This window comes from Allobosea sp. RIT-PG3_2 (genome assembly GCF_057321085.1).
Window position 1 is genome coordinate 407869 of sequence record NZ_JBXWCA010000002.1, and the last position, 20603, is coordinate 428471.

17 protein-coding genes are annotated in these 20603 nt (G+C 68.2%); 8 read left to right on the forward strand and 9 right to left on the reverse strand.

What is annotated here, in order from left to right:
* Positions 1 to 217 precede the first annotated feature (217 nt).
* Both AC2FAN_RS07640 and AC2FAN_RS07645 read left to right on the forward strand, forming a co-directional pair.
* Entirely contained in the window at positions 218 to 1123 is a 906-nt protein-coding gene (locus AC2FAN_RS07640) for a cell wall hydrolase (RefSeq protein ID WP_485173285.1), read from the forward strand.
* 204 nt (positions 1124 to 1327) lie between these two features.
* Positions 1328 to 3313: a methylmalonyl-CoA mutase family protein gene (locus AC2FAN_RS07645; protein ID WP_485173286.1), complete on the forward strand. Its 1986-nt coding sequence runs from the start codon at positions 1328 to 1330 to the stop codon at positions 3311 to 3313.
* A gap of 143 nt (positions 3314 to 3456) precedes the next feature.
* Here AC2FAN_RS07645 and AC2FAN_RS07650 read toward each other — a convergent pair whose 3' ends face one another.
* On the reverse strand, positions 3457 to 4074 hold the full coding sequence (locus AC2FAN_RS07650) for a J domain-containing protein (protein ID WP_265051455.1): 618 nt from the start codon (positions 4072 to 4074) through the stop codon (positions 3457 to 3459).
* Positions 4075 to 4169: 95 nt separating this feature from the next.
* Between AC2FAN_RS07650 and AC2FAN_RS07655 the strand changes: the two genes are divergently transcribed.
* Positions 4170 to 4442 carry a BolA family protein gene (locus tag AC2FAN_RS07655; RefSeq protein ID WP_485173287.1) on the forward strand — a complete coding sequence of 91 codons (273 nt, stop codon included), beginning with the start codon at positions 4170 to 4172 and terminating at the stop codon, positions 4440 to 4442.
* 10 nt (positions 4443 to 4452) lie between these two features.
* On the opposite strand, the gene AC2FAN_RS07660 is transcribed toward AC2FAN_RS07655, so the two are convergent.
* The 5 genes from AC2FAN_RS07660 to AC2FAN_RS07680 form a co-directional block, all read right to left on the reverse strand.
* Positions 4453 to 4860, reverse strand: coding sequence for a type II toxin-antitoxin system VapC family toxin (locus AC2FAN_RS07660; protein WP_485173288.1), 408 nt, complete (start codon positions 4858 to 4860; stop codon positions 4453 to 4455).
* The gene (locus tag AC2FAN_RS07665; protein WP_485173289.1) at positions 4857 to 5090 is read right to left on the reverse strand and encodes an AbrB/MazE/SpoVT family DNA-binding domain-containing protein; all 234 of its coding nucleotides are present in this window, start codon (positions 5088 to 5090) and stop codon (positions 4857 to 4859) included. Before AC2FAN_RS07665 ends, AC2FAN_RS07660 begins: the two co-directional genes overlap by 4 nt.
* 81 nt (positions 5091 to 5171) lie before the next feature.
* Positions 5172 to 6365 (reverse strand): MFS transporter, encoded by a 1194-nt coding sequence (locus AC2FAN_RS07670; protein ID WP_485173290.1) that lies wholly within the window; start codon positions 6363 to 6365, stop codon positions 5172 to 5174.
* 211 nt (positions 6366 to 6576) lie between these two features.
* On the reverse strand, positions 6577 to 7746 hold the full coding sequence (locus AC2FAN_RS07675) for an acetyl-CoA acetyltransferase (RefSeq protein ID WP_485173291.1): 1170 nt from the start codon (positions 7744 to 7746) through the stop codon (positions 6577 to 6579).
* A 135-nt stretch (positions 7747 to 7881) separates the two neighbouring features.
* Positions 7882 to 8787 (reverse strand): EamA family transporter, encoded by a 906-nt coding sequence (locus AC2FAN_RS07680; RefSeq protein WP_476805279.1) that lies wholly within the window; start codon positions 8785 to 8787, stop codon positions 7882 to 7884.
* A gap of 191 nt (positions 8788 to 8978) precedes the next feature.
* On the opposite strand from AC2FAN_RS07680, the gene AC2FAN_RS07685 reads away from it, so the two are divergent.
* From AC2FAN_RS07685 to AC2FAN_RS07700, 4 genes are all read left to right on the forward strand, one after another.
* Positions 8979 to 10562 carry a serine hydrolase gene (locus AC2FAN_RS07685; protein WP_265051448.1) on the forward strand — a complete coding sequence of 528 codons (1584 nt, stop codon included), beginning with the start codon at positions 8979 to 8981 and terminating at the stop codon, positions 10560 to 10562.
* A gap of 7 nt (positions 10563 to 10569) precedes the next feature.
* Entirely contained in the window at positions 10570 to 11466 is an 897-nt protein-coding gene (locus AC2FAN_RS07690) for a DMT family transporter (protein ID WP_265051447.1), read from the forward strand.
* A 33-nt stretch (positions 11467 to 11499) separates the two neighbouring features.
* Positions 11500 to 12654, forward strand: a complete 1155-nt coding sequence (locus tag AC2FAN_RS07695) for a CobW family GTP-binding protein (RefSeq protein ID WP_485173292.1) — start codon at positions 11500 to 11502, stop codon at positions 12652 to 12654.
* A 113-nt stretch (positions 12655 to 12767) separates the two neighbouring features.
* Positions 12768 to 13910, forward strand: a complete 1143-nt coding sequence (locus AC2FAN_RS07700; RefSeq protein ID WP_485173293.1) for a GNAT family N-acetyltransferase — start codon at positions 12768 to 12770, stop codon at positions 13908 to 13910.
* Here AC2FAN_RS07700 and AC2FAN_RS07705 read toward each other — a convergent pair.
* The 3 genes from AC2FAN_RS07705 to AC2FAN_RS07715 all read right to left on the reverse strand — a co-directional run bounded on the left by AC2FAN_RS07705 (position 13879) and on the right by AC2FAN_RS07715 (position 17216).
* On the reverse strand, positions 13879 to 15492 hold the full coding sequence (locus AC2FAN_RS07705; protein ID WP_485173733.1) for an AMP-binding protein: 1614 nt from the start codon (positions 15490 to 15492) through the stop codon (positions 13879 to 13881). The genes AC2FAN_RS07700 and AC2FAN_RS07705 overlap by 32 nt on opposite strands.
* Positions 15493 to 15592: 100 nt before the next feature.
* Positions 15593 to 16651 carry an ABC transporter substrate-binding protein gene (locus tag AC2FAN_RS07710; RefSeq protein ID WP_265051443.1) on the reverse strand — a complete coding sequence of 353 codons (1059 nt, stop codon included), beginning with the start codon at positions 16649 to 16651 and terminating at the stop codon, positions 15593 to 15595.
* Between the two features lie 106 nt (positions 16652 to 16757).
* Positions 16758 to 17216, reverse strand: a complete 459-nt coding sequence (locus AC2FAN_RS07715; RefSeq protein WP_320109583.1) for an Lrp/AsnC ligand binding domain-containing protein — start codon at positions 17214 to 17216, stop codon at positions 16758 to 16760.
* A gap of 125 nt (positions 17217 to 17341) precedes the next feature.
* Between AC2FAN_RS07715 and putA the strand changes: the two genes are divergently transcribed.
* Complete coding sequence (gene putA, locus AC2FAN_RS07720; protein WP_485173294.1) at positions 17342 to 20443, forward strand: bifunctional proline dehydrogenase/L-glutamate gamma-semialdehyde dehydrogenase PutA; 3102 nt, start codon at positions 17342 to 17344, stop codon at positions 20441 to 20443.
* The last annotated feature ends 160 nt before the right edge of the window (positions 20444 to 20603 follow it).

Below are 20603 nucleotides of genomic sequence, written 5' to 3' on the forward strand. Positions count from 1 at the left end.
AAAATGAAAATTCGCCGCGCCGTCCATCATAATTTTCCTTGTTTTACCAACATGTTAGATTCTCCATAGCCGGCAAGATCCCTCGCCGCGGCTCACCTTGCGTGGCTCGGCCCTTCCTTCCGGGATTAACTTTCTGTTAAGTGTTTCGGGTTTCCTTGCTGGTGATCCCGGTGTGCTGCGTCTGGCCACCGAGGATCCTGAACCCAGGAGTTACCGCATGAAGCGGGCCGCGATCGCTGCACTTGGTCTCCGCTCCGATGGGGTGCTCCGGTACGGCGGCCGCAGGTCGATCCCGCTTCTGATCGCGCTGGCGGCGCCCGCCTTGGGTGCCTGCAGTATGTCGCCGGTCGAGACCGCCGCTGTCTCCGCGCCGACGGCGAAGGACCCGACTGTCGCGCGCAAGCGCGCCGTCGCTCTGGCCAAGGCCGATCCGCGCGAAAAGGAATGCCTGGTCCGCGCGATGTATTTCGAATCGAACCGCTCGAGCGAAGCCGGCCTGCTCGGCGTCGGCACGGTCGTGATGAACCGGGTCGAATCGGCGCGTTATCCCGAGACGATCTGCGGCGTGGTCGGAGCTCCCCGCCAGTTCGCGTCCGGCGTCCTGACACGCCCGATGCCGGAACGCACCCGGCCCCAGATCGAGGCCATTGCGGACGACATCCTCGATGGCCGCCGGAACGAGGCGGTCGGATCGGCCAAGCACTTCCACATGGCCGGCATGCGCTTCGGCTACGCCAACATGCACTATGTGACCGTGGCCGGCGGCAACGCCTTCTATCTCAAGGGCGAGCGCCCCGAGCGCAAGCGCATCGAGGAGCCGACGATCCAGCTCGCATCGGCCTCCACCTCCGTGCCGCTCACGACCGCGTCCCCGGTCGCCTCCACCTCCTTCGCTTCGGCGCCCCTGGGCTTCGCACCTCAGGCTGCCACGCCCAGGCTTCCCGCTATCGAGACGCCGGCCGTCATGCTGGTCAAGAACGCGCCGCTGCCGCCGGGCCGGCCGATCGATCTCGATCTGCCGAAAGCCGTGCGCGCCTTCGCCGCTCCGCCCAGGCCCGACCGCCGCCTGGCTTCGCTTGAGCTGCCCACCGTCGAGATCAAGGGCAGCGTTTCGCCGCGATAGGCGCGCGACGCCCGCTTGGCTCGGCTTCCGGCGCGCTGGTCCATCGTTCGGCCGCCTGCCGAAGGAGCTGCGCGTTTCCCTGAAACGCGCTCTGTCCGCGTGAAAAACCCGTCATCCTAACGTCGCACGCGACAGCCGCGACGCTCTGGCGTTATCCTCGCCGCAGTGCAACATTCAGATTGCTCAGCAATACGGGGAAACGCCATGACCGCGACGAAGACCGGCGGCCAGCAGACGGCGCGCGACAAACCCTGGATCTTCCGCACCTATGCCGGTCATTCCGACGCGGCGGAGTCCAACAAGCTCTATCGCAACAATCTCGCCAAGGGTCAGACAGGCCTCTCCGTCGCCTTCGACCTGCCGACCCAGACCGGCTACGACCCTGATCATGTGCTGGCGCGCGGCGAGGTCGGCAAGGTCGGCGTGCCCGTGAGCCATCTCGGCGACATGCGGGCCCTGTTCGAGGATATCCCCCTCGCTCAGATGAATACCTCGATGACGATCAATGCGACGGCGGCCTGGCTGCTTGCGCTTTATGTCGCGGTGGCCGACGAGCAGGGGGCCGACCGCAAGCTGCTGCAGGGCACGACGCAGAACGATCTCGTCAAGGAATACCTCTCGCGCGGCACCTATGTCTTCCCGCCGCGTCCTTCCATGCAGCTCACCACCGACATCGTGGTGTTCGCGGCCAGCGAGCTGCCGAAATGGAACCCGACCAATGTCTGCTCCTACCACCTGCAGGAGGCCGGGGCCTCGCCGGTGCAGGAGCTATCCTTCGCGCTGGCGACCGCGGTGGCGCTGCTCGATTCCATCCGCGCACGCGCCGAGGTGAGCCAGGAAGAATTCCCCGGCATCGTCGGGCGCATCTCGTTTTTCGTGAACGCCGGCATGCGCTTCGTCACCGAGCTCTGCAAGATGCGGGCTTTCGTCGAGCTTTGGGACGAGATCACGCTCGGCCGCTATGGCGTGGCCGATGAGGCGATGCGCCGTTTCCGCTATGGCGTGCAGGTCAATTCGCTCGGGCTGACCGAGCCGCAGCCGGAGAACAACGTCTACCGCATTCTGATCGAGATGCTGGCGGTGACGCTGTCGCGGAAGGCGCGTGCCCGCGCCGTGCAGCTCCCGGCCTGGAACGAGGCGCTCGGGCTGCCCCGGCCGTTCGACCAGCAATGGTCGCTGCGCATGCAGCAGGTCCTGGCCTATGAGACCGACCTGCTCGAATTCGGCGACATCTTCGACGGCTCGACCGTGGTCGATGCCAAGGTCGCCGAGCTCAAGGCGGCCGCGCTGGAGGAACTCGCCAAGATCGACGACATGGGCGGCGCGCTCGCGGCCGTCGAGAGCGGCTACATGAAGCAGGCGCTTGTCGAGAACGGCGCGCGACGCATCGAGGCGATCGAGCGCGGCGAGCAGGTCGTCGTCGGCGTCAACAGGTTCACCAGCAGCGAGCCCTCGCCGCTTTCGGCCGGCGAAGGCAACGTCGTCACCGTGCCGGATTCGGTCGAGATGGAGGCGATCGCGCGGCTCAAGGCCTGGCGCGCGGGCCGCGATACGAAAGCGGCAGAGGCGGCACTGGCCGATCTTGCAAGCAGCGCCCGCGAGGGCCGCAACGTCATGCCGGCCTCGATCGCCTGCGCCAAGGCCGGCGTCACCACCGGCGAATGGGCGCAGACCCTGCGCGAGATCTTCGGCGAATACCGCGCCCCCACCGGCGTCGACACCAAGAAGCTCGGCGACGCCGCAGACCTCGCCACAGCGCGCGCAGCCGTCGAGAAGGCGACGGAAAGGCTCGGCCGGCCGCCGCGCTTCCTCGTCGGCAAGCCGGGGCTCGACGGGCACTCGAACGGCGCCGAGCAGATCGCCGTGCGCGCCCGCGACGCCGGCATGGCGGTGAGCTATGGCGGCATCCGCCAGACGCCGGAGGAGATCGTCAGCGAGGCGAAGGCGCAGGACGCCGACATCATCGGGCTCTCCATCCTCTCGGGCTCTCATCTGCCGCTGGTGCGCGACGTCACGGCGCGGCTGCGGGTCGCCGGCATGAACGTGCCGGTCGTGGTCGGCGGCATCATCCCGCCCGACGACGAGAACGCGTTGCGCAACATGGGCGTGGCGCGGGTCTATACGCCGAAGGATTTCGCGCTGGACGGCATCATCGCCGATGTGGCGGGGCTGGCGGCGAAGGAGCGGTAGCCGTCATCCCGTGCGCGCTGCGGCGTGTAACGCCGCTGCGCAGACACGGGACCGTGTGCAGGATAATGCGCCTTCTCGTCATGCGATCCCGCATCTGCGCAGCAGCACTGCGTGCCGCAGCGCGTGCGGGATGACACGCCCGGTCAGACCATCCCCACGCTCTTGAGCTGCTGATAGGCCTTCAGGATCTCCTGCAGCGTGCCCTCGCGCGAGCGGTCGCCGCCATTGGCGTCCGGATGGAAGCGCTTCACCAGTTCCTTGTAGCGCGCCTTGATCGCGGCCGAGTCGGCGGTGTCGTCGAGGCCGAGCGTATCGAGCGCCTTGCGCGCGACCACGCCGACGCGCGATTCCGGCTGTGCGGCCTGCTGCTTGTTGCGTGCGCCGAACAGGTTGAAGGCGTCGTGCATGTCGGCGCTGGCCTCGCCCTTCGCCGCGCGGCCGCGCTGCGACATCCGCGCCGCCTTCGAGTTGACGCCGAGCTTCCAGGTCGGCCGGTGGCCGATCTCTTCCTGTTTCTGGTAGGCGGCGAGCGCCTCGTCATCCATCCCGGCGAAATAGTTGTAGGTCGCGTTGTAGGTCTTCACATGCTCCATGCAGAACAGGAAAAACTGGCCTTCGCGGCCGCGCCCCTTGGGCGCGCGGAATTCGCCGACGCGCGTGCAGCCGGGATGGTCGCAACGGGGCGCATCATTACCCTCGACCGCTTCCGCCTCGGAAGGGCCGATCCTGATGCGATCGAAAAGGCGCGAGTTGATGTTCATCGTCGAAGGGTTATGAGACGCAAGGTTCGGACCGGCAAGTGCGATGCAACACACCGCCGAACCGATAGGACAATCATTGCAACGGTGGCGCGATCATGACCGCAATCGCTGAAAGAATCACGCGAAAGCTGACCGAGGCCTTTGCGCCACAGGAGCTGAGGGTGATCGACGAATCGCACCAGCATCACGGCCATGGCGGCTGGCGCGAGGGCGGGGAGACTCATTTCCGCGTGGATATCGTGTCGGATGCCTTCGCCGGCAAGAGCCGGCTCGAGCGCCACCGCCTCATCAATGCGGCGCTGGCGCAGGAGCTCGCGGACCGCGTCCACGCGCTGGCGATCGCGGCAAAGGCGCCAGACGAGGTTTGAGCGCGCAGCTCTATTCGGGTGCGATCAGTTCGACCGATGGAAAATAGCTGCGATAGCGCCGCGCATCACGCGTTAGCAGCGGGACCTCCGCCACAGCGGCATGCGCTCCGATGAAGAAATCCGGGAGAACGCTCGCCCGTGTGCCACCGGCCGCGCGATAGCGCCGGAAGGCCTTGCCGGCGACGAACAGCGCTTGCCGTGACATCGGATCGATTTCGACGCGGAAGTCGGTCAACATGGTATCGAACGTCACGATATCGTCGAAGCGAATGGAGAGCTCGGCATAGATCACCTCGGTGATGACAAGGCCTCCCCTGCTCATCGCCGCGCCCAGTTGTCCGGCCGACCATTTACCCCACTCCGGATCATTGGTGATGAGATCCAGAAAGACATTCGAGTCGACGAGCGTCGCCTTCAAGATTCTCCCCGGGTCATTTCCATGATCTCGTCGGTGCTCGGGCCCGGCCCGGCGATACCGCGCCATTTATCGAGAGGATTCTTTACGACCTCCGCGCCGACCTTCAGCAGGACGACCTTGCCGTCCGGCTCCATCCGGAAATCGACCGCATTGCCAGGCTTGATGCCGAGCCTATCCCGCACGACCTTGGGGATCGTGACCTGCCCCTTGCTGGTGACAGTCGTCGCCATGGCCACCTCCGTATTACCGCCTGATCTAAAAGTAATACCTAGGCGGGCTCGCGACAAGAACCATCCGGCCCCGCCGGTCCGTCAGCCCTTCGGCCGCGCCGGCGCGAAAGCGTAGATCGCGACCGAGGCCAGCAGCAGGGCGGCGAAGGCCCAGTGCAGGTTGGCGAAGGTCGAGGCCGCGTCGAGCCCGGTCGCGCGCTGCTCGGCGATGAACCAGCCGGAGGCGGACTGCACCGCCGCGGCTCCGGCGATGAAGAGGAAGTTCACGAAGGTCATGCCGCGCCCGATCAGATGCTCCGGGAAGAACTGCCGGGCATGCGCCATCAGGATCGCATAGGTGAAGCCCGCCGCGCCGATCAGCGAGAACAGCGCGATCGCCGTCAGATGCGAATTCTGGCCGCTCAAGGCCAGCAACACGAAGCCGAGCGCCGTCAGCAGCGTCCCCCACAGCACGATCGCCTTGGCCTGCCCGGTCCGGCTTTCCAGCCAGCCATAGACGAATGCGCCGACGATCATCGCCACCGCCATGATCGTCGCCGCATGCCCGGCCCAGACGGCATCGAAGCCATGGACCTGCGTCATGAAGGGCGCGATCCACAGGCCGCGCACGGTCGCGACGATGGCGTAGCCGGTGATCGTCAGCGGCGCGAGCAGCCAGAGCGGTCGGATGGCGACGATGCTGGCTAGTCCTTGCAGCAACCCTTCATCCGGCGCCGCCGAGGCGGGACGCGGCGGCGGGTCGCGCACCAGCAACGCCGCCAGGATGGTCGCAACCAGGAAGGCGGCGGCCATCGCCATCATCGCGCCGCGCCAGCCGAAATGCGCCGCCGCGATAGCCAGCGGCGCCGCCCCGGCGATATTGCCGAGCGAGCCCAGCGCGATGAACAGTGAAGTCAGCAGCCCGAAGCGCGCCGGCGCGGCAGTGCGGGCGAACAGGAAGAGCGATGACATGAAGATCGGCGAGCAGCCGATTCCGATCAGAGCCATGGCGACGCCGGCCGAAAGCGCCCCGCCGGCCTGCGCGAACAGGAAGGCACCGGCCGAGCCGATCGCCATCGCGACAGCCACCGTCCGGCGCGGGCCGACCCGATCGAGCCCCCATCCGACCGGGAACTGCGCCAATGCGAAGGCGATGAACCAGGCCGCGCCGAGCAGGCCGAAGGCAGCCGGGCCGATGCCGAGATCGGCCATCACCAGCCCGGCGATCACGCTGAGGAAGGAGCGGTAGAAGATCGAGAGGATGTAGGCCGGCAGAAGCGCGATGAAGACCGTCACGTCGAGAGAGTATCCGCTTGGGCTGCTAAGCCGGGAACTCGGAGAATTCTGAATCGCACGGAACCTCAAGTCATCCGGGCTTGACCCGGGATCCATGCCGGAGCGTCACCGACGAGGTTCAGGCATGGATCCCGGCGCTCCGCTTCGCTGCGGCCGGGATGACATGTCGTTCCAGGCGCGCCGGCTGTATCCGGCCCGCTGTGGCAGTGCCTTACTTGATCCGTTCGAGCACGGAGACGTAGTTGGCGACCGCGGCCCCGCCCATGTTGAAGATGCCGCCGAGGCGGGGATCGCTGAGCTGCATGCCCTCCGGCGCCTCGCCGGTGAGCTGCATCGCCGAGAGCACGTGCATGGACACGCCGGTCGCGCCGATCGGGTGGCCCTTTGCCTTGAGGCCGCCGGAGACGTTGACCGGCAGCCTGCCGTCCTTCTGCGTCCAGCCTTCCTTGATGGCGCGGGCGCCGTCGCCTTCCTTGGTCAGGCCCATCGCCTCGTATTCGATCAGCTCGGCGACGGTGAAGCAGTCATGCGTCTCGACGAAGGAGAGGTCCTCCAGCGTCACGCCGGCATCGGCCAGCGCCTTCTGCCAGGCGAGCGCGCCGCCCTCGAACTTCAGGATGTCGCGCTTCGACATCGGCAGGAAATCCTGCACATGGGCCATGCCGCGGAAGCCGACGGCGCGGCGCATCTCCAACGCGGTCGCCTCGTCGGCCAGCACGATGGCGGCGGCGCCGTCCGAGACCAGCGAGCAGTCGGTGCGCTTCAGCGGCCCGGCGACATAGGGGTTCTTCTCGCTCTCCTCGCGGCAGAAGGCGTAGCCGAGGTCCTTGCGCATCTGCGCATAGGGATTGTCGACGCCGTTCTTGTGGTTCTTGGCGGCGATCATGGCGAGCGCATCGGACTGGTCGCCATGGCGCTGGAAATAGGCGGCGGCGATCTGGCCGAAGACGCCGGCGAAGCCGCCCTGGGTCTCGCCATCCTCGGGCAGGTAGGAGGCCTTGAGCAGGTTTTTACCGATCTCGGCTGATGGCGTCTTGGTCATCTGCTCGACGCCGACGACGAGGACGACCTTCGCAGCACCGGCCTTGATCGCCCGCACGCCCTGATGGACGGCCGCCGAGCCGGTGGCGCAGGCATTCTCGACGCGCGTGGTCGGCTTGAAGCGCAGGGCCGGATCAGCCTGGAGCACCAGCGAGGCGGTGAAATCCTGTGCGGAGAAGCCGGCATTGTAGTGGCCGAGCACGATCTCGTCGACCTGGTCGGCGGTGATGCCGGCATCGACCAGCGCGTCGGTCGCGACGCGCACGATCAGGCTTTCGACGGTTTCGGCATCCTGCTTGCCGAACGGCGTATGCGCCCAGCCGACGATTGCAGCGCTCATGACGGATTCTCCCTTAATGTGCAGCTACACTATATCTTGGCAGCCTTGCTCCGCCCGGCAAGCCGGTATCCGCGCATGATGGCCGTGCGCGGATCGGCTGACGGGCTTTTGTTCAGCACTAGCCGGCCGCTCCGCTCATCGCAATGCCACCGAGAGCAACAGCCCGACCCCGCCGACGATCATCGCCATGCCGAGGATTTCGCGCTTGCTGGTGCCTTCGGAGAACAGGCGGCGCGAGGCGATCTGCGCCAGCGGCACCTCGATCAGGGCGAGCGTGCGGACATTGGCGGCCGTGGTTAGCGAGAAGCCGATGAACCAGAACTGCGAAGCGGCGGCGCCGAGGAAGCCGGCCGAGAGCGAGCGCCGCCAGTTCCTCAGGCTCTGGATCAGCGCGTCGCGATTGGCGGCGAGCAGATAGAGCGTCAGGATCGCGGTCTGCAGGCCGAGGCCGAGCACGAGGATGGTCGAGGCGCGGATCAGGAAGCCGCCTTCCGGCAGCGCCTGGATGCCGCCGCGGAAGCCGATGGCGGACAGGGCAAAGAAGGCTCCGGAGACGATGCCGAGCACGGCCGGGCGCATGCCCGCGCGGGTCAGCTTCTCGCCCGGCTTCCACGAGACCACGATCACGCCGGCCGTCGCGACCGCGATGGCGAGGAACTTCAGCGGCGTCAGCGCGTCGCCCAGCAGCGCGGCACCGAACAGCGCGACCTGCACGGGCTCGGTCTTGGTATAGGCCGTCGTCACCGCGAAGGAGCGCTCGCGCATCGCCGCCAGCATCAGCGCCGTCGCCGCGATCTGCGTCAACGCGCCCCAGAGCGTAAAGCCGAGGGACGCCATGCCGATGGCGGGCGGCAGGCGCTGCAGCCCGATGCAGGCCAGGAGCAGGAAAAGCGCGGCGAAAGGCAGGCCGAACAGGAAGCGCACCTGCGTGGCGCCGACGACGCCGATGATGTCGGTGAGCGAGCGCTGCGCGAGGTTGCGTGCGGTCTGCAGCAGCGAGGCGACGATGGTCGCAGGGATCCAGAGAAGACCGAAAGCCACGGTAAGCCTTGGGAAAGCAAGACGGGCTTAGGCTTTTGAACCGGCCTGCGCGACTAGGCAAATCGCTCGGCTAGGGGTAGGTATGCGTTCATGGGCGGACAAATCTGCTCGCCGTCTCGAAATCGCCGCATGCATCGCGTTGAACCCTGCGCCGTCCTCGCCACCCGCCAAGACAGGTTCAAGACCGCCCGATGATCCTCTCACGCTGCGCTGCCGCCCTCGCCCTCACCTTCGCCGTGACGGGTCCCGCCCTCGCCGGGGCTAGTCTGGTCGTCGACGCATCGACCGGCGAGGTGCTCTCCAGCGAGAACGCGACGCAGGCCTGGCGCCCGGCCTCCACGACCAAGATGATGACGATCTATCTCGCGCTGAAGGCAGTGCGGGAGGGGCGCATCGGCCTGGAGACGGCGATCCCGGCCTCGAAGCTGGCCGCGAGCCAGCCGCGCGTGAAGGTCTATATCCGGGCCGGGCAGGAGGTCACGCTCGACAACGCCCTGCGCATCATGATGGTGAAATCGGCCAACGACATCGCCTATGTCGTGGCCGAGGGCGTCGGCGGCGATGTCGGCACCTTCGTCGACATGATGAACGCCGAGGCGCAGCGCTTGGGCATGCGCGACACCCGCTTCGTCAATCCCAATGGCTGGGATCATCCCGACCAGCAGAGCAGCGCGCATGACCTCGCCATCCTCGCCATGGCGCTGATGCACGATTTCCCACAGTATTCGGACTACTGGAACACCTCGGCCGTCCAGCTCGGCAAGCAGGTGATGCACAACACCAACGGCCTGGTGGGGCGCTATTCCGGCATCGGCGGCATGAAGACCGGTTTCACCTGCGCCTCCGGCTTCAACGTCGTCGCCACCGCCAATCGCGGCGGCCGCACCCTGATCGCCGTGGTGCTCGGCTCGGTCTCCGGCGTTGAGCGAACCGTCAAGGCAGCCCAGATTCTCGACGAAAGCTTCGGCCGCTGGGGCGGCACGGGCTACAATGTCGCCTCGATGCCACCGAGCGGCACGCGGGCGCCGAACATCTGCGACGATGTCCGCCGTCGCGGCGGCGGCGTCGCACTGGCCGACGATGCCGATCTCTCCGGCCCGCTCTCGGCATCGGCAGCGGCGGCGGCCGGCAACGATTCCGACGGCGGCCGGTTCGGGACCTTCGCGACCCAGTCGGCCGGCACGGTCGCGACGCGCTCGCCGCGCGGGCGCGTCATCCTCGGCCAGCGGGCGCAGGTCGTGCCGATCCAGGTCTCCTTCGGGCGCACCGCCGGCTCCGCCTCGGCTCCGCTCGCAGCCAATGTCACGGCGCAGCCGGACTCGCGCGTCGCGCGCGGCACCGCCCCGACGATCGAGCCGGGCGCTCCGATCGCCGCCGGGCTCGCTGCCACTCCGACCCGGCGTACCGCGTCGAGCAATGGCGCGATCCCGCGCCGCACCACGGCCTTCGCGCCGGCAGATACCCCGGTCCAGCCCTCCACCGACGCTTTCGAGGGCGGCCCGCTGCGGCTCCAGGGCGCGGTCCAGCGGGGCGCCGCGAATGCAGCGAGCCTGCGGCCGGGCGCAGCCGCCGGCATCAAGGCGGCACCGCGCAACGCCAAGGCGCAGGCGGCCAAGACGCAGCCTGCCAAGACTCCGGCCGCAAAGCCCCAGCCCGGCAAGACGCCCGCAGCCTCGATCCCGCAGCCCAAGCCGCGGCCATCGCAGGCCGCCGTGAAGCCGCCGGCCGAGAAGCCCGCCGCGAAGGCGAAAGCCAAGCCCGCCAGCGACGCCTGAGGCCTGATTGGACACACGGCCGGCGAGCGAACGTAACGGGTTGCTGCTGGCCTTCGCCTCGGCCGCGGCCTTCGGCACCAATATCGTCAGCGCGCAGATCGCCGGACAGGCCGGCCTCAGCGGCCCCCTGCTCGTCTTCTATCGCGTGCTGCTGATGCTGATCCTCGTCGGCGGCACGGCGCTGGTGTGGCGGGGCTCGCTCAGGCTCGCACGCAGCGAAAGGCAGCCGGTCCTGCTGTTCGGCTTCGCCACCGCGCTCGTCGGCATCGCCTATCTCTCCTCGGTCAGCTTCGTGCCCGTCTCGGTCGCGGCCGTGGTGTTCTACACCTTCCCGATCCTCATCGTGCTGGCCGAGCCTCTCCTCACCTCCGCGCCGTTCCGGGCCGACAGGCTCGCCGTCGCGCTCGTCGCCTTCCTCGGTGTCGCCCTGGTCGTCGGGCCCGACCTGCACGGGCTCGATCCGCGCGGGCTTGCCCTCGCCTTCCTCGCCAGCCTCAGCGCGACCGCGCAGTTCTTCGCCGCCGCCCGCTGCGCGCAGGTCGCGACGCTGCCAAAGCTGTTCTGGTCGCATGTCGTCATCCTGCCGGTGACGCTGGCGATCCTGGCAATCACCGGCGGCCTGCTTCCGCCGCAGACCTTCCTGCTCGCGCCGATCGCCATCGCCATCACCTATGGCGGCTACATCATCGGCTTCGTCCTGCAGATCCTCGCCCTTGCACGGATCGCCCCGGGACCGGCCGGCCTCGCCTTCTGCGCCGAGCCGGTCTTCGCCGTGGCCATCGCGGCCATCGTCCTGGCCGAGCGGCTGGGGCCATTGCAGTATGGCGGCGGCGCCCTTGTCATCGTGGCGCTGGTCACTAATGTAATATTAGAACATTCAAGGCGGAGCGTCGTGCCCGCCTGAAGGCCGCATCGCTCTTGCGTCACGGGACGCATGATGGCGATCCAACCTTTGACCATGCATCGGACCGGACGACAGACCCCCGCCCGCCCCGCCCCCGTTCCGCTGATGCTGCTCACCGGCTTCCTCGGCGCCGGCAAGACGACGCTGCTCAACCGGCTCCTGAAGGACCCGGCGCTCGCCGACACAGTCGTGCTCGTCAACGAGTTCGGCGCGGTCGGGCTCGACCATCTGATGGTCGAGGGCGTCGAGGAGAACATGATCCTCCTCGAATCCGGCTGCCTGTGCTGCACCATCCGCGACGACCTCATCGTGACGCTAGAGGACCTGCTGCGCCGCCGCGACAATGGCCGCATCGGAGCCTTCAGCCGTGTCGTCATCGAGACGACCGGGCTCGCCGATCCCGCACCGATCCTCAACGTGCTGATCAACCACCCCTATCTCGCCATGCGCTTCCGGCTGGACGGCGTCGCCACGCTCGTCGATGCGGTCAACGGCATGGCGACGCTCGACGAGCATGAGGAGGCGCGCCGGCAGGTCGTCGCCGCCGACCGCCTCGTCCTGACCAAGACCGATATCGCGACGCCGGCCGAGGCCGATGCGCTGCGCAGGCGTCTGGGCGCGCTGAACCCGGGCGTCGAGATCCTGCTCCCCGACGCGCCCGCGAGCGACCTCGTCGGCGCGAGCCTCTACGATCTGGCGCGGCGGCCGGCGGCTCTGCGACGCTGGCTGGCGGAAACGACGGTATCCGGGCACGACCATCACCATCACGGCCACGACCATCATGGCCACGATCACGGTCATGACCACCATCATCACCACGGGCAGGACCCGCATGACGTCAACCGTCACGACGAGGCGATCCGCGCCTTCGCCCTGACGGCCGACCGTCCCGTCGCGCAAAGCACCTTCGATCTGTTCTGGACGCTGCTGCGCTCGATCCACGGACCGCGGCTGCTGCGGCTCAAGGGTCTCGTCGATCTCGCCGAGCAGCCGGGCCGTCCGCTGCTCGTCCATGCCGTGCAGCAGATCCTGCACCCGCCCATCCAGCTCGAAGGCTGGCCCGATGCCGACCGGCGTTCGCGCCTCGTCCTCATCGTCAAGGATATCGAGGAGGAGACCGTGCAGCGCCTCTGGTCCGCCTTCCTCGGCCAGCAGGCGGAGCAAGCCGAAACGGCGCATCACCACTGAGAACGCCGCGGCGCGCTTCTTGAACCTGTTCCCTCGCGCGGCGAGGCACATGCCTGTTTCTCGCCAATCCGGCACAGCCATGCGCCGGAACGATGCATCGGGAGCAGGATCGGATGAGCGAGATCATGGCCTTGGCGGGCACGGGCGCCGCCATGTCCACCACGGCATCGAGCCCGCCTCGACTGCATCCCGGCACGGCGGTCCATTGCGAGATCCGCCCGCTCGGCTCCTGTGCCGACATCATCGGGGAATGGGCCGATCTCGCCACCCGCGCCATCGAGCCCAACCCTTTTCTCGATCCGGGATTTGCACTGGCGGCGGCACAGCATCTCGTCTCGTTCCGCGATGTCGCGCTCATGCTTCTCTGGCAGGGCGGACCCGGAGGCCAGCCGCGCCGGCTCATCGGCCTCGCGCCCTTTCGCAGGCGCCAGCGTCTGTTCGCGGCCGAGGCCCTCGACGAATTCGCCGATCCGCGCCTGCTCAACGGCACGCCGCTGATCGACGCCACCTTCGTGGCGCCGGCGCTGTCGGCGCTGCTGCGTGCCTGGCGCGGTGAGGCGGGGCCGACGGCCGGATTGACCTTCCACGCGATCGACCCGGGCGGCCCGTTCGCCGCGGCGCTCACGGGCCTCGCCCGCAGGCACGGCTTCTTGGCGGATTGGCACAGCCTTGGCCGGCCGGACGCGCAGTTTACGGCCCCGACCAACCTCCGAGAAGCCCGGGCCGCGTTAGAGGCGCATGGAACGCTGCGTCTGGAAGAGCCCTCGACGCTCGCCGGCCGGCGCGACGCCGCCGAGATCCTGCTCGCGCTCGAAGCCTCGGGCCGGCGTGGGCGGACCGGCAGCGCGACCCTGCAGGACATTCGCGAGGCCGCCTTCCTGCGCAGCATGAGCCGCAGCCTCAGCCGCCAGAAGCTCTGCCGGATCGCGCTGCTGATGCTGGATGAAATACCGATCGCGGCAGCGCTGACGATCGGCCGGTCTCCGGCGAGCTGGCTCTATCTGGCCGCCGACGAGGACGAGTTGGCTCGGGCGCGGCCGCTGGCCCTGCTCCTGGCGATGATGCGCAAGACAGCCCCGTCGCGGCAAATCCGGCTCGCTGGCGGCCTGCCGGTTTTCGGAGCCAAAAGCGACGGCTTCGCGACGCTGCGCCTCAGCCATCGGCGCGCCGGCACCCCGGCCGATCTGGCGGCCCGCATCAGCAGGCGGGTCGGCCAGTCGCTGTTCAGGCCTCGGCCCGCAATACACGGCGGATGATCTTGCCGGTCGTCGTCATCGGCAGTTCGCCGAGGAAGGCGATCTCGCGCGGATATTCATGGGCCGACAAGCGGGCGCGCACGAAGTTCTGAAGCTCCGAGACCAGGGCCGGCGACCCGCCCTGCCCAGGCTTCAGCACGACGAAGGCCTTGACGATCTCGGTGCGCAGCGCGTCGGGCTTGCCGACCACCGCCGCCAGCGCGACCGCCGGGTGCCTCAGCAGGCAATCCTCGATCTCGCCTGGCCCGATCCGATAGCCCGACGAGGTGATGACATCGTCGTCGCGGCCGATGAAGCGGACATAGCCGTCCTCATCCTGGACGCCCTCGTCACCGGTGATCATCCAGTCGCCGATGAACTTCGCCGCCGTGGCCTCGGGGTTGCGCCAGTATTCGAGGAACATCACCGGGTCGGGCCGGCGCACCGCGATCTGTCCCTCCTCGCCGGGAGCGCAGACGATGCCGTCCGGCCGGATGATCGCGACCTGATGGCCGGGGACGGCCTTGCCGATCGAGCCCGGCCGGCTCACGCCGATGGCGGCGCTCGATGCGAGCACGAGATTGCATTCGGTCTGGCCATAGGCCTCGTTGATCGTCAGGCCCAGCGCTTCCCGCCCCCAGGCCAGCGTCTCGGCACCAAGGGCCTCGCCGGCCGCCGCGACCGTGCGGAGATGCAACTGGTAACGCCCGCGCGGATTGCCGGCGCCGCGCAGCATCCTGAGCGCGGTCGGCGGCACGAAGGCGTTGCGGATGCCGAGATCCTGGATCAGGCGATAGGCCTCCTCCGGCTCGAAACGCGTCACCGGCCGCACGACCACGGCGACACCGAAATGCAGCGCCGGCAGCAGCATGTTGAGCAATCCGCCGGCCCAGGCCCAGTCGGCCGGCGTCCAGGCGAGGTCGCCCGGGCGCGGCATGAACTCGTGCGGCATCTGCACGCCCGGCAGATGGCCGGGCAGGACGCGGTGACCATGCAGCGCGCCCTTCGGATTGCCCGTCGTGCCGGAGGTATAGATCATCAGTGCCGGGTCGTCCGGCGTCGTCTCGGCGGGCACGAAATCCGGGCTGCCTTCGGCAAGCAGCGCGTCCCAGCCTTCCGCGCGCCCATCCGCTCCGTCGGTGGAGATCAGCAGAGAGAGCTCCGGCAGGGGCTGCGCGATCTGGCTGAGCTTCGCGAGCCCCGCATCATTGGTCACGACGACCTTCGCGCCGGAATCCTCCAGCCTATAGGCCAGCGCATCGACGCCGAACAGCGCCGCCAGCGGCACCGCGATGGCACCGAGCTTGTAGGCGGCGAGATGCGCCGCCAGGACCGCCCGGCCCTGCGGCAGCAGGATCGCGACGCGGTCTCCACGGCCGACGCCGCGTGCGCGCAGGGCGTTGGCGAGCCGGTTCGAATGTTCGCGGAACCAGCCGAAGCTGACCGGCGTCACCAGCCAATCCTGCGAGACCTCGATGATCGCCGGACGCTCGGGCTCGCTTGCCGCCCAGCGGTCGCAGACGTCGACGGCGATGTTGTAGCGATCCGGAATGCGCCAGCGGAAAGCGTCGCGCAGCGCGGCATAGTCGGACAGGTCTGGCAATTTCAAGATGTGGGTCCAGCGGGAGGCGCGGCACGATAGGCAGGCGGCTCCCGGCTGTCACCCCGCCGCGCGCGCAAGTTTTCCGTGCGTCAGGATGCGCTCAGAACATGCGTTCGCCCGGCGGCGGCAGGAAGGCGTCGGAGAAGGCATCGCCCGCCCGTGCCTTGTCGCGGAAGCTCCCTGCCAGCGCGAGCTGGTCCAGCGCCCGCGACCAGCGCTCCCGGTCGATGCCGCCGAGGCCGTGGACGCGCACATAAGGCGTCAGAACGTTCTGCGCGATGACCATGGCGAGCTTCTCGCGCTCGATCTCCGGCTGTGCATCCTCATTGCGGCGCAGGACCAATTGCCCGCCCAGGGCCGGATTGACCACGGCATCGCGGAAGCCGCGGGTGACGGCGCGCACGAGGCCTCGCACGGCATCCGGCTTCTCCGCCGCGAGCTTGCCCGCAACGATGACGGCGCTGCCATAGGCAAGGAGGCCGTGATCGGCCATCTCCATCAGGATGATGTCGTCGACCGGCACGCCGCGCGCCTTGAGGCCGACATAGGAGGAGGGCCCGAAGCCGAGGGCGGCGTCGAGCTCGCCGGAGGCCAGCATCGGCTCCCGCACGGGGTAGCCCACGGTTTCCAGCCTGATCTTGCTGTCGTCGATCTTGTTGAGGTTCTTGAAGACCGGCCATTGCGCCAGCGCGGCATCGCCGCTGGCAGCACCGATCTTGCGCCCCTCCAGGCTGGGCGGCTCTGCGGTCAGACCGCGGCTCTTGCGGCCGACGATCGCGAAGCCCGGCCGGTCGTGGACGATCATCACCGCCTTGAGATCGGCACTGGGGTTCTCGTCGCGGAAGCGGATGAGCGCATTGACGTCGCCGAAACCGGCGTCCTGCGCACCTGTCGCCAGGCGCTGCAGCATGGCGCGAGAGCCCGTGCCCGGCTCGATCGTGACGTCGAGCCCCTCGGCACCGAAATAGCCCTTCTCCTGCGCGATCAGAAACGGCGCCGACGGCCCATCGAAGCGGCCGTCCAGCGCAAAGCGGATCGCCGCATTGCCTTGCGCTCCGGCCATGCCGCCGCTTGTCGCGGCGATCGCGGCCCCCATCGCCAGCCGCCCGAGCGCACGGCGCGACAGGTCAGTGGACGGACGGGACGGAGCGATCGGCATGGCAGGCCTCTGAGTGCCCTGCGGGCATCGGCACGGCATATCCGTGCCATCCACGCTTCTTGACACCATAAGATGTTGAAATGGCGTCAACGCGGCGGCATTTGCGTCACAATGGCAGGGCACCGTCCGTCTTGACCTCCTCCATCACCGCATAGGTCCGGGTCTCGCGCACGGCCGGGAGCGCCAGCAGCACCTCTCCGAGGAAGCGGCGATAGGCATTCATGTCGGCGACGCGCGTCTTGACCAGATAGTCGAAGCCACCAGCCACCATATGGCATTCCAGCACCTCGGGCGCCCGCTTCACCGCCGCGGCGAAGCGCTCGAAGGCGTCCGGTGTCGTCTTGTCGAGATAGACTTCGACGAAGACGAGGAGGTTTAATCCGAGCTTCATCGGATCGAGCGTGGCGCGATAGCCGGTGATGTAGCCGTCGCGCGTCAGCCGCTTCAGCCGCTCGCCCGTGGCGGTCGGCGAAAGCCCGACCTTCTCGGCCAGCTCGACGCCCGCGATGCGGCCGTCGCCCTGGAGCAACGCGAGGATGCGGCGATCGGTCCTGTCGAGCATGATGAAACTCTATGGAATTGCCATTCTGTAGAGATTGATACGGGAATGGCGTTGTAAATGCCAATTGATATGCGGGATATCATCCCTCATCCTTCAGATAATCCAGTCTGACAGATCCGGAGCCCTTCATGGCCGCCTCTGCCCCGCGTTTCGCCGTGCCGTCTTTCCGCGTCCCCTTCGCCGAGGATGACGGTGCCATCGCTGGCCGACTGCTCGCCTCCGCTCGCCGCGATCCCGCGGCCAAGGCGCGGATCGATGCGCGCGCGACGGGGCTGATCGAGGCGATCCGCACCCGCAAGGTCGGCCTGGGCGGCATCGAGGAATTGCTGCGCGAATACTCGCTCTCCACCAAGGAGGGTCTCGCCCTCATGGTGCTGGCCGAGGCGCTGCTGCGTGTGCCCGATTCTGTCACCGCCGATCGCCTCATCGAGGACAAGCTCGGCCAGGGCGATTTCGCCAACCATGAATCGAAGTCGGACGCCTTCCTCGTCTCGGCCTCGGCCTGGGCGCTCGGTATCACCGCGCGCGTCATCCAGCCGGGCGAGACCCCGACGGGCATCGTCAGCAGCCTCGCCAAGCGCCTGGGCGTGCCGACGGTACGCACCGCCACGCGCCAGGCGATGCGCGTCATGGGCAACCATTTCGTGCTCGGCCAGACGATCGAGGAAGCGCTGAAGCGCGCCGGCTCGGGCACCGGCAAGCTCTATCGCTATTCCTTCGACATGCTCGGCGAGGGCGCGCGCACGCAGGCCGATGCCGACCGCTATTTCGGTTCCTACGCCGCCGCGATCGACGCGATCGGCCGCTCGGCTGGCAACGACAAGCTGCCGAACCGGCCGGGCATCTCGGTCAAGCTCTCGGCGCTGCATCCTCGCTACGAGGCGACGAGCCATGAGCGCGTACTGACCGAGCTGGTGCCGAAGGTGATCGAGCTCGCCCGCCAGGCCAAGGGCTACGACCTCAACTTCACCATCGATGCCGAGGAGGCCGACCGGCTCGAGCTTTCGCTCGACGTGATCGATGCAATCTTCGCCGATCCCTCGCTCGACGGCTGGGACGGTTTCGGCCTCGCGATCCAGGCCTATCAGAAGCGCGCCTCGGCCGTGATCGACCATATCGGCCGGCTGGCCGAGACCTATGACCGGCGCATGATGGTCCGCCTGGTCAAGGGCGCCTATTGGGACACCGAGCTGAAGCGCGCCCAGGAGCGCGGCCTGCCCGACTATCCGGTCTTCAGCCGCAAGGCGATGACGGATCTGAACTACGAGGCCTGCGCCGCGCAGCTCCTCCAGCTCCGGCCGCGCATCATCCCGCAATTCGCCACCCATAACGCACTCACCGTCGCGGCTGTCGCGGAGATGGCGGGCAACACCGAAAACTTCGAGTTCCAGCGCCTGCATGGCATGGGCGAGGCGCTCTACGAGAAGCTGCTGCGCGAGAACGAGGGCTATGCCTGCCGCACCTATGCCCCGGTCGGCGGGCATCAGGACCTGCTCGCCTATCTCGTACGCCGCCTGCTCGAGAACGGCGCCAATTCTTCCTTCGTCAGCGCCTCCGGCGACCCGGACGTGCCGGTCTCGCAGCTCCTGCTGGCGCCCGCCGACATCATCGGCACGCCGATCGCCGCGCGTCATCGCCGCATTCCGCTCCCGGCCGATCTCTACGGACCCTCGCGCAAGAACTCGGCCGGCACCGAGCTCGGCCATGAAGAGAGCCTGGACGCCCTGGTGAAGGAGATCGCGGCGGCGAAGAGCTTCCCCGATGCCGCGCCGATCATCGACGGCAAGCTGCAGCCCGGCGCGGTACGCGACGTACGCTCGCCGATCGACAACAAGCCGATCGGCAAGGTGACGGAAGCCGACGCGGCGACGGCCGAGCGAGCTCTCGTCGCGGCGAAGGCCGGCTTCCCCGCCTGGAACGCCACCCCCGCCCGCATCCGCGCCGCAGCCCTGCGCAACGCCGCCGATCTGCTGGAGGCCCGCCGCGGCCTGCTGATCGCGCTCTTGCAGGCGGAAGCCGGCAAGACCATCGACGACGCCATCTCCGAGATCCGCGAGACCGTCGATTTCTGCCGCTATTACGCTGCCGAGGCCGAGACCCATTTCGCCGCCCCGACGGCCCTGCCCGGCCCGACCGGCGAGGAGAACCGACTGATCCTGCGCGGCCGCGGCCCCTTCATCTGCATCGCGCCCTGGAACTTCCCGCTCGCGATCTTCACCGGCCAGGTCGTCGCCGCGCTGGTCGCCGGCAACAGCGTCGTCGCCAAGCCGGCGCCGCAGACGCCGCTGATCGCGGCCGTCGCCATCCGCATCCTGCACGAGGCCGGCATTCCCGCGAGCGCGCTGCATCTCGTGCCCGGCGGAACCGAGGCCGGCGCGGCGCTGGTCGCGCATAAGGACGTGGCCGGCGTCGCCTTCACCGGCTCGACCGCGACGGCGCGCGGCATCAACCGGGCGCTCGCCGCCAAGAACGGGCCGATCGTGCCGCTGATCGCCGAGACCGGCGGCCTCAACGCCATGATCGTCGACGCCACCGCCCTGCCCGAGCAGGTCGCGGACGATGTCGTGATGTCGGCCTTCCGCTCGGCCGGGCAGCGCTGCTCGGCGCTGCGCCTGCTGGTCGTGCAGGAGGATGTCGCCGACAAGATGATCGAGATGATCGAGGGCGCGACCAAGGAGCTGAAGCTCGGCGACCCCCGCAAGGTCGATACCCATATCGGCCCGGTGATCGACGCCGCCGCCAAGCAGCGCCTCGACGGCCATGTAGCCGCCATGCGCCAGCAGGGCCGCGTCGCCTGGGCCGGCCAGGCGCCCGATCTCGGCGGCACCTATGTCGCGCCGCATGTCATCAGGCTCGACCGCGTCGGCGACCTGACCGCCGAGCATTTTGGCCCGATACTGCATGTCGTGCGCTGGAAGGCCGGCGAACTCGACAAGGTGATCGGTCAGATCGACGAGACCGGCTACGGGCTGACGCTCGGCGTGCATTCCCGCATCGAGACGACGGTGGAGCGGGTGACGCAGCGGCTTTCGACTGGCAATATCTACGTCAACCGCAACATCATCGGCGCCGTGGTCGGCGTGCAGCCCTTCGGCGGCCACGGCCTGTCGGGCACCGGCCCGAAGGCCGGCGGCCCCCATTACCTGATGCGCTTCGCCACCGAACAGACCGTGACGATCAACACGGCGGCGGCAGGCGGCAATGCCAGCCTGATCGCGATGGGCGAGTGAAGCGACAACGCCTGCAGGTTATGCCGAGCAGTGACAATTCGCCACGGTCATTCCGGGGCAAGCGCGAAGCGCTTGAGCCCGGAACCCAGAACCGATGCGATCACCGGATAGGGCTCTGATCCTGTCACCTTCCGACGAAGGGCTCGGTTCTGGGTTCCGG